Raw genomic sequence first — 16,899 nt, forward strand, 5'->3', positions numbered from 1 at the left:
GCGCTCAGGCCTTGAGCCGCGCCACCGCCGCGGCCGCCATGCGCCCGGCCAGGGTTGCGCCGCCGGCCGTCATCGCGCCGCCTCCCGCCGTCGCTTCGCCGGCGAGCCAGAGGCGTCCGCCGATCGGCTCGGCGAGCACCTCGCGGGCGCCGGCATGGCCGGGCAGACAGACCGAATAGGAGCCGCGCGCGAACGGGTCGGTCCACCAGGCCGGGAAGGAGACCGGGCCGGCGGCCTTGCGGAATTCGGGGCCGATCATGTTCGCGAGCAGGTCGACGATATGGGCGCGGGCCGCCTCGGGACCCGATTCCGAAAGCTCGCGGGCATAGTCGCCGCCGCAGAAGCCGACGATGATGTCCTGGTCGCCGGGAAAGATGTCGAAGTTCATCAGCCGGCCATTGGCGCCGGCCTCGAAATAGCTGGTGCCGGGCGCGATGCCGAAGCGGTTGCCCTCGACCTTGAGCGCGATCTTGGTCAGCGCGCCCATGCCGATGCCGGCGAGCGCGCCTTGCGTGCGGACCGGCAGTGCCGGCGTGAAGCGGATGGCGCCTGCCTTGAGCACGCCGACCGGGACGGTGACGATGCAGGCGCGGGCATTGAGCGTGCCGGAGGCCGTGGTGATCGCGACGCCCGGACCGTCCCAGCGAATCGCGGTGACGGTCTGGTTGAGGCGGATGTCGAGCCCGGCGCCGTAGCGCGCCACCAGATTGCCGTAGCCGCTGGGCACGACATAGTCCTCGCCGGCCCAGAGGCGCTGATAGTCGCGCGCCGAAATCCGGGTGGCCTCCTCGCCGATCGAGAGCAGCAGGCCTGAGGAGGCGATCGGCGCGAGATCGGGACCGAGATGGCCGAGGAGCTCGGCGATCGACATGTCGCGGGCCTTGAGATCGGCGGTTTCGAGCCGGCGGTCGATCTGGCCGAAGGCGCCGCGCCGGCGCTGGCGGTCGCCCTGCGACATCGGCTGGCCGTTCTGGAACAGCTGGAAGCCGCCGCCCCAGCTCTCGTTGGGGGTGGGGATGCCGAGTTCCTGGGCGATGGTGGTCCAGGGGTTGCGCTCGGCCCAGTGAATGAACATCGCGCCGGCATCATAGGAGGGGCCGAGCGAGGAATCGGTGAAGGTGCGCCCGCCCAGGCGATCGCGGCCCTCGAGCACGAGCACGGCGCGGCCTGCCGCCTGCAATTGCCGCGCGGCGGCGATGCCGGCTGCGCCGGCACCGATGACCACGACGTCATGGTCGCGGGCGTGCGCCCGCCCGGAACTGGCCGAGGCGGCGGCGACAGCCGCCGAGCCGATCAGCAGTTTCCGGCGGTCGAGCATGGTGTGAGCGTCTCTCCGCATCTTGCACTGCATCATGCCACCCGGTCGCGTCGCGACAAGACGCAAACGGGTGAGGAGTGCGCCTGGCCGATCACGAGATGGGGAGGGGGCGAGGGCTGGTCAATTGGCTCACGGGGAAGGTCGACGCCTTTCGTGCCGGACCGGAGAGCCATGCATGTGGTCGCGCGTGCTGCTGGCCTCTTGAGGCGGGCCTTCTGTCGGGACAGCGGCGGACCGCCGCGAGGTCCGGACGCGACGAACAGATTCCAAGACTGTTGCACATGCCCGAGTGACGGTGTGCCAGTTGTCCATTCTCAGATTAGAATTAGAGTAAATATGTAAGTCGTTTCAGTATTGGGAATCGTTTGACAGTCAAAGATCATTTTAATAATCGCTGATGTTGAAATTGAGGCGATGTCCTTAGTTTAAAACGATTACAAAGTGCCGAATGACTTCATTGTGAAGCTTTCCGGCAAGTACGGGATCAGGGCGATGGGCGATTATTCCGGCAGGCTGCGATATGGCGTTGCGCTTGGGACTTTGATGCTGGCGATGGCGGCTCCGGCCGTTGCGCAACAGAGGCCGGCGCAAAGCACGAGCGGCGATCAGCCGGTGACGCTCGACGCGATCGTCGTGCAGGGCGACGCCGCGGTCGCCGCGCCGCTGCTCCAGGGGCCGACGACGACCACCACCACCCGCGCCGAGCTCGACCGGCAGCAGATCCAGAGCATCACCGATCTGTCGAACCGTGTCGAAGCCGGCATCAGCTTCAACCGGGCCAATGGCAGCGTGAACATTCGCGGCCTCGACGGCGCGCGCGTGCTGACGACGGTCGACGGCATCCGCCAGACCTTCGTGACCGACAATCGCCTGAGCCAGGGCACCACGACCGCGTTCGACTTCGAGGCGCTCTCGACGCTCGACCTGCTGCGCGGCAATAGCGGTGGCGCGACGCTGGGCGGCGGCGTGCTGGGCGGTGCGCTGGCGGTGCGCACGCTCGATCCGAAGGACCTGATCAAGCCCGGCCAGAATTTCGGCGTCCTCGCCAAGACCGGCTATGACAGCACGGACCGTGCCTGGTTCGGCAGCAGCGCAGTCGCCGGCCGCTACCAGAACACCTACGTCCTGTTGCAGGGCAGCTTCCGCGACGGCCACGAGACCAACAACAACGGCGACATCAAGACGATCGGCGTGACGCGGACCGCGCCGAATCCGACCGATTTCACGCAGGTCGGCTTCCTCGGCAAGGTCCACCACTATGTCGACGACGTGCACCGCTTCGGCATCACGGGCGAGTACTTCCGCCGTCAGGACCGGGTCAACCTGCTGACCGGCACCGGCGTTTCGCTGACCGGCAACATCCGCCCCTGGAACAACACCACGGGCGACGACGTCGAGCGCAAGCGCGTCTCGCTGACCTATGACTACAAGCTGCCCGGCGGCTTCCTCGACGAGGCCTCGGCGAACCTCTACTGGCAGAACACGACCCGCAATGGCCTGACGCGGACCTATCGCTACACCAGCGTCGTCGGTCCCTTCGCCCGCGACAACGAGATCGACGAGGAGGCCTTCGGCTTCAACGGCCATATCCTGAAGCGCTTCCAGACGGGCGCGCTGACCCATGGCGTGACGCTCGGAACCGAGCTGCGCATGTCCACCATGGACCAGTATTCGAAGGGCTTCGACCGCTGCCGGCAGCCCTATACCGGGGCTTTCGCCGCCTGCAACAACCTGCATAGCAACCAGGCCGACACGCCGAAGGTCGACGGCCGCATGGCCGGCTTCTACCTGCATGACGAGATCGGCATGCTCGACAACCGCCTTCGGGTGACGCCCGGCTTGCGCTTCGACTGGTATGAGGAGAAGCCGCAGTACACGGCGGCCTATTTCAGCGGCGGGGCGCGGCCGACGACACTTCCGCCTGCATCCAGCGACTCCGCCTGGTCCCCGCGTATTCGCCTCGAATACGATATCCTGAAGAATACGCCCTGGTTCAAGGACGTCACCATCTTCGGACAGTGGTCGAAGGGCTTCCGCGCTCCGACCGTCGGCGAACTCTACGCTACGTTCGGGGCGGTGGGGACCTATCTGCGCACCGGCAATCCCGATCTGCGGCCCGAGACCAGCAACGGCATCGATGTCGGCCTGAAGTTCGGCGACAAGGCCTTCGGCGGCTCGCTGACCTATTTCCATACCAACTACCGCAACTTCATCGAGGTCGTGCAGACTGTTCCGCAGGGTGCCAGCGCGCTCTATCCGTTCGGTGTCACCTCCTATCGGAACATCGCCCGCGCCGAGATCCAGGGCTTCGAGGCGAACGGGCAGTACGCCTTCGCTCCGAACTGGCTGGTGCGCGGCTCGTTCTCCTATATCCGCGGGGTCAACAAGGACGCCGATACCTTCCTGAACTCGATCCCGCCGATGCAGGGCATCGTCGCCGTCGCCTACGGCACCGATGTCTGGGGGGCGGAGGTCTCGACCAAGCTCGCCGGCCCGCGCGACGACGTCGAGCGCGGCGCGAACGCCGGCTTCAAGGCCCCAGGCTATGCGGTGTTCAACGCCAGCGCCTGGTGGCGCCCGACGACTCTCTACGACATCGAGCTGCAGGTCGGCGTCTACAACATCTTCGACCGTACCTATTTCGACGCGGTCTCGGTCCCGACCGGTGCTCTGGTGCAGGCGCGTGACTACTACGCCGAGCCGGGCCGTACCGTGAAGGCGACACTGAAGTACCAGTTCTGAGCGAAAGCGCTCCTTGAACAGACAGAGGTCGGCGTCCTGGACGCCGGCCTCTTTGCGTTTGCGAAGGCGTCTTAGCCGCGCAGCGGCTTCAGCGCTCCGGCCCATTTGGCGAGCTCGCCGAGCAGGGCGGCAGCGCTCTGGCGATGCAGGTCGTTGGCGGCGAAGACGCCATCCTTGATCAGCTGGCCGACCATCGGGACCGTGACGGCCTCGACGATCGGCATCATCTTCAGCGAGGTGACGGTCTGCTTGGTCAGCTGCACGGCGCGCAGCCCGCCCGAGACGCCGCCATAGCTGACGAAGGCGCACGGCTTGTAGGTCCATTCGGTGTAGACGTAGTTCAGCGCGTTCACGAGCGCAGGCGTCGGGCCGAAATTGTATTCAGGCGTGACGAAGACATAGGCATCGGCCGCGTCCACGCTGGCGCTCCAGCGCCTGGTGTGCTCGTGGACGTAGTCGCGCAGGCGCGGATGCTTCGGCTCGTCATAGACCGGCAGCGCGAAATCGGCGAGGTCGACGAGATGGGCGTCGAAGCCGGGATCGGCCTGCGCGACCCCGTGAAACCAGTTCGCGACCGCCGGGCCGACACGGCCTGGGCGGGTGCTGGCGATGATGGTGTGCAGCCGAAGCGTCATGCGGTTCTCCTGGAGCTGGGGCAGCAAAAGCCGCCATGCCGGGAGTGAGCTTAGCGGCCTCGCACGCTGGCGCCAGCCTGGGGCTTGTCCGCATTTTCTCCACGCGAACCGGTACCGACTTCGCTCGAAGATGTCCTAGGCTGCCGGCTCTTCGGGCCGCCGCCGGCGTGGGCCTTCTGTCAGGGACTTGAAGACGCCGCGCAGCGTGCGGGCCTCCTGCTCGGTCATTGCCAGCCGGTGCAGGATGTCGCGCAGATTGGCGCTCATGATCGCCTTCTTGCCCGGTGGGAAGAAGCCGCACTGGTCGAGCTCGGCTTCGACATAGTCGAACATCGAGAGCACGGTCGCGCGTGTCGCGGGCGGGGAGGGGTTGTTCTCGCGGAAGACCGGCTCGCCACCTGATGTCTTGAACCACTCATAGCCGCAGAGCAGCACCGCCTGGGCGAGGTTGAGCGAGGCGAAGGCCGGGTTGACCGGGAAGGTCAGGATCGCATCGGCGAAGCTAATCTCCTCATTGGTCAGGCCGATGCGCTCGCGCCCGAACAGGATGCCGACGCGCTCGCCGCCGCCGATCCGCTCGCCGAGGCCGGCCATCGCCTCGGCCGGGGTGTAGACCCGCTTCATCTGGCCGCGCTCGCGCGCCGTCGTCGCCAGCACATGGTTGAGATCGGCGATGGCCGAGGCGGTGTCCGGATAGAGCCTGGCATTGTCGAGGATATGGGTCGCGCCCGAGGCGGCCGAGGTCGCGCCCTTCTTCAGCCCGCCGCCGGTCGGCCAGCCGTCGCGTGGCGCGACGAGCCGCATCTCGGACAGGCCGAAATTCGCCATGGCGCGGGCGCACATGCCGATGTTCTCGGCGAGCTGCGGCTCGACCAGGATCACGATGGGAGCTTGCCCCGTGACGGGAGGGCGGGTGCGGTCGGTGCCGGAGCCGGTCATGCGCGGAGTTTCCTGAAGCGGGCGCAGCTTTGCGCCTGCCGCCCGCGCGCCGTCAACCGGGCAGGGGGCACGGGGACGCCGGAAATCACCGGCGTTTCCCCTGTTTTCTGCGTGCTCCGTCGCTGGCCGGCCGCTCAGCCGGCCGCAGCTTCCACGGCCCGCATCACCCGCAGCGTGTTACCCGAGGCGAGCTTGGCGAGGTTCGCCTCCGACCAGCCGCGGCGCAGCAGTTCGGCGATCACGTTCGGGAAGGTCGAGACGTCCTCGAGCCCTTCTGGCACGGCGCCGCCGAAGAAGTCCGAGCCGATGCCGACATGGTCATGGCCGATGCGCTGCGCGAGATAGTCGAGGTGGTCGCAATACTCCGCGAGCGTCGCCTTGGGGCGCGGACCGGACTTCCTGACGATCTCGGCCTCGGCCGCCTTGTAGTCGAGCCCGTCCGGCGTCTTGCCGTACTGGTCCTTGGCCGGGCGGTGCCAGTCGCGCGAGGCCTGGCTGATGAAGTCGGGCACGAAGGTCGCCATGACGACGCCGCCATTGCCGGCGACGCGGTCGAGCACGTCGTCGGGCACGTTGCGCGGGTGGTCGCAGAGCGAGAAGGCGTTGGAGTGCGACCAGACCACCGGCGCGGTGGTGACGTCGAGCACGTCATGCATCGCCTTCGGCGCGACATGGGCGAGGTCGACGACCATGCCGAGCCGATTCATCCGGCCGATCACCGCCTTGCCGAAGGCCGAAAGCCCGTTGTGGCGCGGCGCGTCGGTGGCCGAATCGCACCAGTCATGGGTGCCGTTGTGGCAGAGCGTCATCAGGCGCACGCCGAGGCCGTAATAGGCGTCGAGCGCGTCGAGCTCGCCGTCGACGGCCGAGCCGTTCTCGATCGTCATGAACAGGGCGATCTTGCCCTCGGCCTTGGCTGCGGCGACGTCTTCTGCTGCGAGGCCGGGGCGGAAGACGTCGGCATGGCGGGCGGTGACCTCGCGCATCAGCGCGATCTGCGCCAGGGCGAAGCCGGCCGGATTCTTCTGGTTCGGCGGGACATAGGCCGCGAAGAACTGGCCGGCGAGTCGGCCCTGCTTCATGCGCGGAATGTCGGTGTCGGTTTCGGCATGGACCCGCCCGAGATCATAGGCGGCGACGTCGCCCTTGGCCGCGGCGTCAAGCCGCAGGACGTAGGGCATGTCGTTATGCCCGTCGATCAGGGCGACATGCTCCAGGAGCGTGAGCGCCTGCGCCTGCGCGGCGTCGGCGATGGGGGGCGAGGCGAGGGCCATGGCTTACCTTCGAAGGCAGGAATCGCGATGGCCGATGGTGGCAGGAGCGGACCTGAGGCGCGAGTGCGAAAACCGTCTGGCAGCCATCGATTTCGGGGGCTTTCCGCGCGCTATGCGTTTCCCTGCGTTTCGTATGCCTCAACCATGGTCGTATTTTGCCTCGCAGGGCGCGCAATTATCTTGCGGGAGAGGCTCGCGGGGCCGCAAATTCGTCCGGTAATTGCATATGCAAAGGGGCGCAGATTGCTTTTGACAGAAATGTGGCCCGGGTGGATTGTCGGCAACGCAGGCGGTTGGTAGCTCTGCGTCGTGATCGTATCCCGCATGCGTCGACGTCATGTCGACTCCTAAGAACGGGCTGATTCGAGGGGACAGGCGTCGTCAATGGAAGTCTTCGTCCAGCAGCTCATCAATGGGCTGACCCTGGGGTCGATCTACGGCCTCATCGCCATCGGCTACACGATGGTCTTCGGCATCATCGGCATGGTGAACTTCGCCCATGGCGACGTCTTCATGCTCTCGGCCTTCATCGCGCTGATCTTCTTCATGCTGATCTCGGCCTGGCTCGGGGCCGGCCTGATCGTGCTGGCGCTGTTCTTCGTGCTGATCCTCGCGATGTTCTTCACCTCGCTGTGGAACTGGACGATCGAGCGGGTGGCGTACCGGCCCCTGCGCGGCTCCTTCCGCCTTGCGCCGCTGATCTCGGCGATCGGCATGTCGATCTTCCTGATGAACTTCGTCCAGGTCGTGCAGGGCCCGCGCAACAAGCCGATCCCGCCGATGCTGAACAAGTCGATCCTCCTGATCGACAGCGCGACCTACCCGGTCTCGATCTCCTACAAGCAGATCATCATCATCGTCTCGACCGTGGTGCTGCTCGCCGCCTTCTGGTTCATCGTGCAGAAGACCTCGCTCGGCCGGGCCCAGCGGGCCTGCGAGCAGGACCGCAAGATGGCGTCCCTGCTCGGCATCGACGTCGACCGGACGATCTCGATCACCTTCGTGATGGGCGCTGCGCTCGCCGCCGTCGCCGGCGTGATGTACCTCGTGCTCTACGGCGTCGTCTCCTTCCATGACGGCTTCGTGCCCGGCGTGAAGGCCTTCACCGCGGCGGTGCTCGGCGGCATCGGCTCACTGCCCGGGGCGGTGCTCGGCGGGCTCCTGATCGGCCTCATCGAGGTGATGTGGTCGGCCTATTTCACCATCGACTACAAGGACGTCGCGGCCTTCTGCATCCTGGCGGTCGTGCTCGTGTTCATGCCTTCCGGCATCCTCGGCCGGCCCGAAGTCGAGAAGGTCTGACGCGATGGCCATGGACGCAACGACGCCGGCCAAGCGCCAGGCCGACATGATGGCGGCCCTGAAGGAGGCGGCCTTCGCCGGCCTGATCACGCTGGGCCTGTGCATCCCGATCATTTCCTGGGGCACCCGCCAGAACATCGAGAACCAGCTCGTTCTCGATCCGCGCTGGGACACGGTCGCCTGGGCCGTGGCGATCGTCTTCGTCGGGCGCTTCCTGATGGCGCTGCGCCAGCAGACGCGCGATCCGAACAAGCCGGCGGTCCGGCTTCTGCCGCACGGCACGATCGGCTTCTTCCAGCGCCATTCCGGGCTGTTCTCGCTGTTCGGTCTCGGCTTCCTGCTGGTCTTCCCGATCATTGCGATCACGCTCGCCGGCTGGGGCGGCGCGCTGAAATGGATCGACAATTTCGGCGTCCAGATCCTGATCTATGTGATGCTCGGCTGGGGGCTGAATATCGTCGTCGGCCTCGCCGGCCTGCTCGATCTCGGCTATGTCGCCTTTTACGCGGTCGGCGCCTATTCCTACGCGCTCTTGGCCAAGAATTTCGGCCTGTCCTTCTGGATCCTGCTGCCGCTCTCGGGGATCCTCGCCGCCTTCTGGGGCATGCTGCTCGGCTTCCCGGTCCTGCGTCTGCGCGGCGACTATCTCGCCATCGTGACCCTGGCCTTCGGCGAGATCATCCGCCTCGTCCTGGTCAACTGGACGGATTTCTCGAACGGCTATGCCGGCATCTCCGGCATTCCACGGCCGACCTTCTTCGGCATCCCGTTCACCGCGGCGGATAACGGCTTTGCCGCGGTGTTCGGGCTGGAATTCACGCCGCTCTACCGGACGATCTTCCTCTACTACGTCATCCTGTGTCTCGCGCTGCTCACCGCCTTCGTCAGCCTGAGGCTCCGGCGTCTGCCGGTCGGGCGGGCCTGGGAGGCGCTGCGCGAGGACGAGATCGCCTGCCGCTCGCTCGGCATCAACACCACCAACACCAAGCTGACGGCGTTCTCGCTCGGCGCGATGTTCGGCGGCTTCGCCGGCTCCTTCTTCGCGGCGCGGCAGGGCTTCATCTCACCTGAATCCTTCGTCTTCATGGAATCGGCGATCATTCTCGCCATCGTCGTGCTCGGCGGCATGGGCTCGCTCTGGGGCTGCGCCATCGCGGCGACCGCGATGATCGGCGGCACCGAGCTTCTGCGCGAGCTCGACTTCCTGAAGCAGGTCTTCGGTAATGATTTCGACCCGACCAAGTACCGCATGCTGATCTTCGGCCTCGCCATGGTGGTGATCATGATTTGGAAGCCGCGCGGGCTGATCTCGACGCGCGAACCGACGGCCTTCCTGAAGGAGAAGAAGGCGATCTCGGCCGACATGGTCCAGGAAGGTCACGGCTGATGAGCGAGGCGATCACCCTGCTCAAGGTCGAGCACCTGACGATGCGCTTCGGCGGCTTGACCGCCGTCAACGACCTCTCCTTCGAGGCGCGCACCGGCGAGATCACCGCGCTTATCGGGCCGAACGGTGCCGGCAAGACGACGGTGTTCAACTGCATCACCGGCTTCTACAAGCCGACCGAGGGGCGGATGGCGCTGATCCATCCCTTGCCCGACACCGATCAGCTGATCGCCGACACGACCCAGCGCGGCGTCTCCTCGATCAACCGGGCCTCCGTCCACCTGCTCGAGCGGATGCCGGATTTCCGCATCGCCTGGGAAGCGAAGATCGCCCGCACCTTCCAGAACATCCGCCTGTTCAGCGGCATGACGGTGCTGGAGAACCTGCTGGTCGCGCAGCACAACCCGCTGATGATCGCCTCGGGCTTCACCTTCCTCGGGGTGCTCGGCATCGGCGGCTACAAGGCCCGCGAGAAGCAGGCGATCGAGAAGGCCAAGTTCTGGCTCGAGAAGATCAATCTGATCGACCGGGCCGACGACCCTGCCGGCGATCTGCCCTATGGCGACCAGCGTCGGCTCGAGATCGCCCGCGCCATGTGCACCGACCCGGTGCTGCTCTGCCTCGACGAGCCGGCAGCTGGCCTCAACCCGCGCGAAAGCCTCGAGCTCAACAACCTCCTGCTGTCGATCCGCAGGGATCTCGGCACGGCGCTGCTCCTGATCGAACACGACATGTCGGTGGTGATGGAAATCTCGGACCATGTCGTGGTGCTCGACTACGGCACCAAGATCGCCGACGGCACGCCGCAGGAAATCCAGGCGGACCCGAAGGTCATCGCCGCCTATCTCGGGGTCGACGACGAAGAGGTCGCGGCCGTGGAAGCGGAGGTCGGCCTATGAGCGAGGCACAGCCGTTGCTGCGCGTTCGCGGCGTCAAGACCTTCTACGGCAAGATCATCGCGCTGAAGGGCGTCGATATCGACGTCAACCAAGGCGAGATCGTCACGATGATCGGCGCCAACGGTGCCGGCAAGTCGACGCTGATGATGACGATCTTCGGCAATCCGCAGGCCCGCGAGGGCACGGTGACCTATGACGGGCGCGACATCACCAGGATGCCGAGCCACGAGATCGCCCGCCTCGGCATCGCCCAGTCGCCGGAAGGGCGGCGGATCTTCCCGCGCATGACCGTGCTGGAGAACCTGCAGATGGGGGCCTCCGTCGCCGGGCTCCAGCATTTCGAGGAAGACCTCGAGAAGATGTGCACGCTCTTCCCGCGGGTGAAGGAGCGCCTGCAGCAGCGCGGCGGCACTCTATCCGGCGGCGAGCAGCAGATGGTGGCGATCGCGCGTGCGCTGATGGCGCGGCCGAAGCTGCTCCTGCTCGACGAGCCCTCGCTCGGCCTTGCGCCGCTGATCGTCAAGCAGATCTTCGAGGCGATCGCCGAGCTCAACCGCAGCCAGGGGCTCACCGTCTTCCTGGTCGAGCAGAACGCCTTCCATGCGCTGAAGCTCGCCCATCGCGGCTATGTCATGGTCAACGGCGTCATCACCATGAGCGGTTCCGGCAAGGAGCTTTTGGCCAATCCGCAGGTGCGCGCTGCCTATCTCGAAGGCGGCCGGCACTGATGGCGGCGGGCTGGATGGGAGCACGATGATGCAGGGCATCCTCTACGAAGAGCCGACGATCTGGCTGTTCCTTCTCGTCACGGTGGTGATGGGTGGCTGGGCCGCCTGGATGACGGGGCGGGCAGTTGCGATCACCTGGCGCCCGCTCCTGCAACTGGTGATCTACACGCTGGTTCTGGGCCTGGTGATCCGCTTCATCCATTTCGCCCTGTTCGAGGCGACCTTGCTCACGCTCCACTATTACCTGGTCGACACGCTGGTGCTGTTCGCCTTCGGCCTTGCGGGCTGGCGCTACAACCGCACGCGGCAGATGACGACGCAATATCGCTGGCTCTACGAGCGCACCGGCCCCTTCACCTGGAAGGCCCGGGAAAGCGCCTGAAAGGCTCAAAAACACCACGAAAGTTCACGTCCTTGCCGCGTGACAGCATCCTGAAAAAGCGCAAGACTGCGCTCCACGGTGGCACCACGCGCCGAGACGGGCCGGCCCCGGCCGACCCGTTAAATAGCTAAACAGGGGAGTCACGAGACATGAAGAAGCTGCTCTTGGGCGGAATCGCCCTTGGCGCGGTCCTCGCCTTTTCCGGCGTGGCGAATGCACAGATCAAGCTTGGCGTCGGCGGCCCGCTGACCGGCCCGAACGCGGCCTTCGGGGCGCAGCTGAAGAACGGCGCCGAGCAGGCGGTGGAGGACATCAACGCGGCCGGCGGCGTGCTCGGCCAGAAGATCACGATCTCGCTCGGCGATGACGTGTCGGATCCGAAGCAGGGCGTCTCGGTCGCCAACAAGTTCGTCGGCGACGGCGTCAAATGGGTGCTCGGCCACTTCAACTCCGGCGTCACCATGCCGGCGTCCGAAGTCTATGCCGAGAACGGCATCCTGATGATCAGCCCTTCGGCGACCAACCCGAAGATCACCGAGCGCGGCCTCTGGAACGTCTTCCGCACCTGCGGCCGTGACGACCAGCAGGGCGGTGTCGCGGCGGAGTACATCGCCAAGACGCTGAAGGACAAGAAGATCGCGATCGTCCACGACAAGACGACCTATGGCCAGGGCCTTGCCGACGAGACCCGCAAGGGCCTGACCAAGGCGGGCGTCAAGGACGTGCTCTATGAAGGCGTCAACGCCGGCGAGAAGGACTTCTCGGCCCTGATCTCCAAGATCAAGGCAGTCGGTGCGGACTACCTGTACTGGGGCGGCCTGCACACCGAAGGCGGCCTGATCGTGCGCCAGATGCGCGACCAGGGCCTGAAGACCGTGCTGATCTCGGGCGACGGCATCACCACCGACGAGTTCGCCACGATCGGCGGTCCCGGCGTCGAGGGCACGCTGATGACCTTCCCGCCGGATCCGCAGAAGCGTCCGGAGGCGGCTGCCGTCCTCAAGAAGTTCGAGGCGCGCAAGTTCAAGCCGGAAGCCTACACGCTGTACAGCTACGCCGCCGTGCAGATCATGGCCGAAGGCGCCAAGCGCGCGAACTCGACCGACCCGAAGAAGATCGCTGCGGCCCTGCAGGGCGGCGCGCCGGTGGACACGGTGATCGGCAAGCTCGGCTTCGACAAGAAGGGCGACATCACCCGCCCGGACTACACGATCTACACCTGGAAGAAGGGTGCCGACGGCAAGGTCACCTATGTCGAGAACTGATCTCGACGGCTGATCTTCGTCAGGCCTGAAACGAGCCCGCCCCGGAGCGATCCGGGGCGGGTTTTCTTTTGGCGGATATCTGTCGCGATTTCGGCATCGCCAGCTCCGAGTTCGGTGAGAGGCTCTCGGGCCGGGCGTCGATTCCGCAGCAAGGCCGAGGCCATGCTAGACTGGGCGAGGGCCGGTCGCTGGGTCTGTCGCTGAGCATGGGCGGGCTGCCCTGCGCGACGCGTCCCGGAACGCGGAACAGGACAGGAGAGCCGAACGATGCGTGTCAGATGTATCGAACTCGTCGCTGCCGCTGGCCTGCTGGCGCTGACGGCGAATGCCGGCCGGGCCCAGACAGCCGAGATGACCTTCTTCGTGACGAGCGCCGGCTCCGGCAAGGGGGCCGATCTCGGCGGGCTCGCAGGCGCCGATGCGATCTGCCAGCGTCTCGCCCAAGCGGCGGGGGCCGGCGCCAGGACCTGGCGGGCCTATCTTTCGACGCAGGCGGCGGACGGGGCGGCGGCGGTCAATGCGCGCGACCGGATCGGCGCCGGGCCCTGGCGCAACGCCAAGGGCACGGTGATCGCGAGCAGCGTCGCCGATCTGCATGGCGCCGCCGCAAGCCTCACCAAGCAGACCGCGCTCACCGAGAAAGGCGAGGTCGTCAACGGTCGCGGCGACACGCCCAACCAGCACGATATCCTGACCGGCTCGCAGGCCGACGGCACGGCCTTCGGCCCGGGCGAGGATCGGACCTGCGGCAACTACACCAGGAGCGGGAGCGAGGGCGCCGTGATGCTCGGTCACCATGACCGCTCGGGGCTCGACGACACGCCACCCTCGAAATCCTGGAACATGTCGCATCTGTCGCGCGGCGGCTGCAGTCAGGACGCCCTCAGGAGCACCGGCGGCGCCGGGCTGCTCTACTGCTTCGCCGCCAACTGAGACGGTCCATGACAGGCGGCTGAGAGCGGCGTGCCAGCCACTATTCTGCGGTCGAGCCCGCTTCCGGGCGATCCGGGGCGGGCCTTTTTAACCATGCTGTTCTGCCGCTGAGCCTTTCGCGGTTGCATTTCGTGCCCGCTGCCTCACTGTGGTTGTGTTGGTCAGCTAACCAGCCGGTGCGCGCGATGACGGGCAAGAAGATCATCCTGTTCTCGGATGGCACGGGCAACAGCGCGGCGGCCTTGTTCAAGACCAATGTCTTTCGGCTCTATCAAGCTGTCGACCTGGCGAACCCCGACCAGATCGCCTTCTACGATGACGGCGTCGGCACCTCGACCTTCCGGCCGCTGGCGATGCTGGGTGGCGCCTTCGGCCTTGGCCTGAAGCGCAACGTCATCGATCTCTACCTCCAGCTCAGCCGGACCTATGAGGAAGGCGACAGGATCTACCTGTTCGGCTTCAGCCGCGGGGCCTTCACCGCGCGGATCCTCGCCGGGCTCGTCCTCCGGGAGGGGCTGGTGCGGAAGGGCTCCGACGCGCAGATGGAGCTCGATGCCTACGACGCCTTTCGCAAGTACCGGACCCGGTTCAAGCCGCGGAGCGCGTTCTTCAGCGGCATCCTGAGCACGGCGCGCGCGGTCCGCGATCTCGGGCTGCGGGGGCTCGACAAGCTGCGAGGAGTGGAGCGCCTGCCCAGGCTTCCGCCCGATGATCTCAGAATCGCTTTCATGGGCGTCTGGGATACGGTCTCGGCCTATGGCCTGCCGATCGATGAACTGACGCGGGCCTGGGATGTCTTCTTTCCGCTCTCGGTGCCCGACCGGAACCTGCACGAGCATGTCGAGCGGGCCTGTCACGCATTGGCGCTCGACGACGAGCGCAACACCTTTCATCCGGTTTTGTGGAACGAGGCGGTCCGGCTGAACCAGCGTGACCGGAAGGCGGCGCCGCCCACCCATATCGACGAGGAGCGGATCAGCCAGGTCTGGTTCGCCGGGATGCACTCCAATGTCGGCGGCGGCTATCCGCTCGACGGTCTCGCCTATGTCTCGCTCGAGTGGATGATGGACCAGGTCCGCCTGAACGGGCCGCTCGGCACGGGCGGCCTGCGCTTCAGGAGGGACGAGGTCGACAGGGTCAGGCAGCTCGCCGACCACGATGCGCCGATGGCCGATTCGAGGCGCGGCCTCGGTGGTTCCTATCGCTACCAGCCGCGCAAGCTCGCCTTGCTCGCGCGCGACAGCTTCGGCGCCCGTGGCGCTCGGCAGATCGGCCGGAACTTCGTCAAGATCGACCGGATCAAGATCCATGAGAGCGTCCTGCGCAGGATCGGCAGCTGCGCGACCGGCTATGCGCCGATCGTGCTGCCGGATCGCTATGCCGTGGTCGGCCGGGACGGCAGCATCACCGAGCTACCTGCGCCGGGCCACAAGCCGATCCCGCTGCCCTATCCGATGGAGGACAGCGCACAGGCGCAGTGGCGTGCATACGACCAGGAATGGGTCTGGAACCATGTCTGGCGCCGCCGGGTGTTCTACTTCTCCAGCATCATCGTGCTGCTCGCCGTCGCCGCCCTGCCGGTGATCAAGCCGGCAGCCGAAACCTGCACCGGGCCGGCCTGCTTCCTGCAGCCGGCGATCGACGGGGTCGCCTCCTTCCTACCCGGTTTCATGCAATTCTGGCTGGCGAGCTGGCGAACCCATCCGGCGACGTTCGCGGTGCTGCTGCTGATTTTCGGCGGCCTGCTTTTCGTCGGCGGTGTGCTGCAGACCAGGATCGGCGACGCGATGCGACCGCGCTGGCGCGACCTGACCAAGGCGACGCTGAGGCCGCTGCGCAGCGGCGAGCGCGACGTCAAGGAAAGTCCGCTCTACCGGCTGCGGATGGCGAAACCGTACCAGGCCGCGATGGGCATCCTGAAGCGGAACATCACGCCGACCCTGGCCGGGCTCGCGGCGCTGTTCCTGATCGTGGCGATGGTCAGCCGGATCGGTGTCACGATGACCTCGACGCTGGGCGGCTACTGCGTGCCGACGGACGCAAATCTGCGCCCGACTGACGCGGTGGTGAGAAGGGTCGATTTCACCTCGAACTCGGTCTGCTGGGCGAGCGCAATCGCCTTGGAGAAGGGCCGGCGCTACGCGATCACGCTGAAGATCGAACATGATTGGCGTGACGGAGAGCCGCCGCCGCCAGACGCCGAGGCGGACCCCTTCAAGGCCGATCTGCTGGGCTTCGAGGCCGAGCGGTTCCCCTGGCATCTGCGGCCCTTCGTGCTGTTCCGAAGGAAGCTAGACCAGTTCTGGTTCATGCCGATCGCCCGGATCGGCGCATTCGGCTGGGACGAGTATCCGCTCTATCCGAACGACTGGAGCAGGCCGGGACCGTGGCGCGGCGAGATGACGGCGGAGATCACGGCCAAGCGGACGGGCGAGCTCTTTCTCTTCGTCAACGATGCGATCCTGCCGCTGGGCCTCTACCAGCTCTTCTATGCCAACAACCGCGGCACGGCGAAGGTCACTGTGACGCCGTTGAAATGACGCTCAGGCTGCGCATGAAGCCGGCGAAGCGCAGCAAGCCGTCCGGCCAGGGGCCGTGGCCGGATTCGGTGTTGAGATGGCCGCTCTCGCCGGCATCGACGAATTCGGAGCCCCAGGCTTCCGCCAGCGCCTTTGCCTCCTCGGGAGTGCAGTAGCTGTCGTTGGTGCTGGCGATCAGCACCGAGCGGAAGGGCAGGGGCTTATGCGGCAGCGGAATGAAGTCGGCCGCCATGCCGGGGATGGCACGCTTGGCCCGCTCGGAGGCCGGGGCGACCAGGAAGGCGCCCATGACCTCATGTGGCTTCAGATGCTCGGCCGCATGCGCAACCGCGCTGACGCCGGCTGAATGAGCGACGAGGACGACCGGCTTGGTCGCGGCACGCACCGCCGCGACGATGCGGTTCGCCCAAGCGTCGCGGGCCGGCTTGTACCAGTCCTCCTGCTCGACGAGACGCGCGCTGGAGAGCTTGGCGACCCAACGGCTCTGCCAATGGTCGGGCCCGGAGCCCGACCAGCCGGGGATGATGAGAATGTCGGCGTCGGAGGTTTTCATGG

The 16,899-nt window shown here is 66.4% G+C and carries 14 protein-coding genes; 9 read left to right on the plus strand and 5 right to left on the minus strand.

Features of this window, described 5'->3' with window-relative positions:
• Positions 1-4 precede the first annotated feature (4 nt).
• Positions 5-1,318: an NAD(P)/FAD-dependent oxidoreductase gene (locus DK26_RS00095; RefSeq protein WP_066467120.1), complete on the minus strand. Its 1,314-nt coding sequence runs from the start codon at positions 1,316-1,318 to the stop codon at positions 5-7.
• 441 nt (positions 1,319-1,759) lie between these two features.
• Here DK26_RS00095 and DK26_RS00100 point away from each other — a divergent pair, with 441 nt between their 5' ends.
• Complete coding sequence (locus DK26_RS00100) at positions 1,760-4,060, plus strand: TonB-dependent hemoglobin/transferrin/lactoferrin family receptor (protein WP_157089430.1); 2,301 nt, start codon at positions 1,760-1,762, stop codon at positions 4,058-4,060.
• A 71-nt stretch (positions 4,061-4,131) separates the two neighbouring features.
• Here the strand turns inward: DK26_RS00100 and DK26_RS00105 are convergent, their stop codons facing one another.
• The 3 genes from DK26_RS00105 to DK26_RS00115 all read right to left on the minus strand — a co-directional run bounded on the left by DK26_RS00105 (position 4,132) and on the right by DK26_RS00115 (position 6,908).
• The gene (locus DK26_RS00105) at positions 4,132-4,695 is read right to left on the minus strand and encodes an NAD(P)H-dependent oxidoreductase (protein WP_066467123.1); all 564 of its coding nucleotides are present in this window, start codon (positions 4,693-4,695) and stop codon (positions 4,132-4,134) included.
• Positions 4,696-4,830: 135 nt separating this feature from the next.
• Positions 4,831-5,634 carry an RNA methyltransferase gene (locus DK26_RS00110; protein ID WP_066467124.1) on the minus strand — a complete coding sequence of 268 codons (804 nt, stop codon included), beginning with the start codon at positions 5,632-5,634 and terminating at the stop codon, positions 4,831-4,833.
• A gap of 134 nt (positions 5,635-5,768) precedes the next feature.
• A complete protein-coding gene (locus tag DK26_RS00115; RefSeq protein ID WP_066467125.1) occupies positions 5,769-6,908 on the minus strand; it encodes a dipeptidase in 1,140 nt (379 codons plus the stop codon).
• A gap of 384 nt (positions 6,909-7,292) precedes the next feature.
• Between DK26_RS00115 and DK26_RS00120 the strand changes: the two genes are divergently transcribed.
• The 8 genes from DK26_RS00120 to DK26_RS00155 all read left to right on the plus strand — a co-directional run bounded on the left by DK26_RS00120 (position 7,293) and on the right by DK26_RS00155 (position 16,344).
• The gene (locus DK26_RS00120; protein ID WP_066467126.1) at positions 7,293-8,210 is read left to right on the plus strand and encodes a branched-chain amino acid transporter permease subunit LivH; all 918 of its coding nucleotides are present in this window, start codon (positions 7,293-7,295) and stop codon (positions 8,208-8,210) included.
• A 4-nt stretch (positions 8,211-8,214) separates the two neighbouring features.
• On the plus strand, positions 8,215-9,597 hold the full coding sequence (gene livM, locus DK26_RS00125; protein WP_157089431.1) for a high-affinity branched-chain amino acid ABC transporter permease LivM: 1,383 nt from the start codon (positions 8,215-8,217) through the stop codon (positions 9,595-9,597).
• Positions 9,597-10,496: an ABC transporter ATP-binding protein gene (locus DK26_RS00130; protein WP_066467127.1), complete on the plus strand. Its 900-nt coding sequence runs from the start codon at positions 9,597-9,599 to the stop codon at positions 10,494-10,496. Before livM ends, DK26_RS00130 begins: the two co-directional genes overlap by 1 nt.
• Entirely contained in the window at positions 10,493-11,224 is a 732-nt protein-coding gene (locus DK26_RS00135; RefSeq protein ID WP_066467129.1) for an ABC transporter ATP-binding protein, read from the plus strand. Before DK26_RS00130 ends, DK26_RS00135 begins: the two co-directional genes overlap by 4 nt.
• A gap of 28 nt (positions 11,225-11,252) precedes the next feature.
• Positions 11,253-11,606, plus strand: a complete 354-nt coding sequence (locus DK26_RS00140) for a DUF6867 family protein (protein WP_066467386.1) — start codon at positions 11,253-11,255, stop codon at positions 11,604-11,606.
• 149 nt (positions 11,607-11,755) lie between these two features.
• Positions 11,756-12,871: a branched-chain amino acid ABC transporter substrate-binding protein gene (locus DK26_RS00145; RefSeq protein ID WP_066467131.1), complete on the plus strand. Its 1,116-nt coding sequence runs from the start codon at positions 11,756-11,758 to the stop codon at positions 12,869-12,871.
• Between the two features lie 267 nt (positions 12,872-13,138).
• Positions 13,139-13,804, plus strand: coding sequence for a hypothetical protein (locus DK26_RS00150; RefSeq protein WP_066467133.1), 666 nt, complete (start codon positions 13,139-13,141; stop codon positions 13,802-13,804).
• A gap of 185 nt (positions 13,805-13,989) precedes the next feature.
• The gene (locus DK26_RS00155; protein WP_066467136.1) at positions 13,990-16,344 is read left to right on the plus strand and encodes a DUF2235 domain-containing protein; all 2,355 of its coding nucleotides are present in this window, start codon (positions 13,990-13,992) and stop codon (positions 16,342-16,344) included.
• Here the strand turns inward: DK26_RS00155 and DK26_RS00160 are convergent.
• Positions 16,322-16,897 (minus strand): alpha/beta hydrolase, encoded by a 576-nt coding sequence (locus DK26_RS00160; RefSeq protein ID WP_066467138.1) that lies wholly within the window; start codon positions 16,895-16,897, stop codon positions 16,322-16,324. The genes DK26_RS00155 and DK26_RS00160 overlap by 23 nt on opposite strands.
• Positions 16,898-16,899 lie beyond the last annotated feature (2 nt).

Source organism: Allobosea sp. WAO, assembly GCF_001509835.1.
GTDB lineage: Bacteria > Pseudomonadota > Alphaproteobacteria > Rhizobiales > Beijerinckiaceae > Allobosea.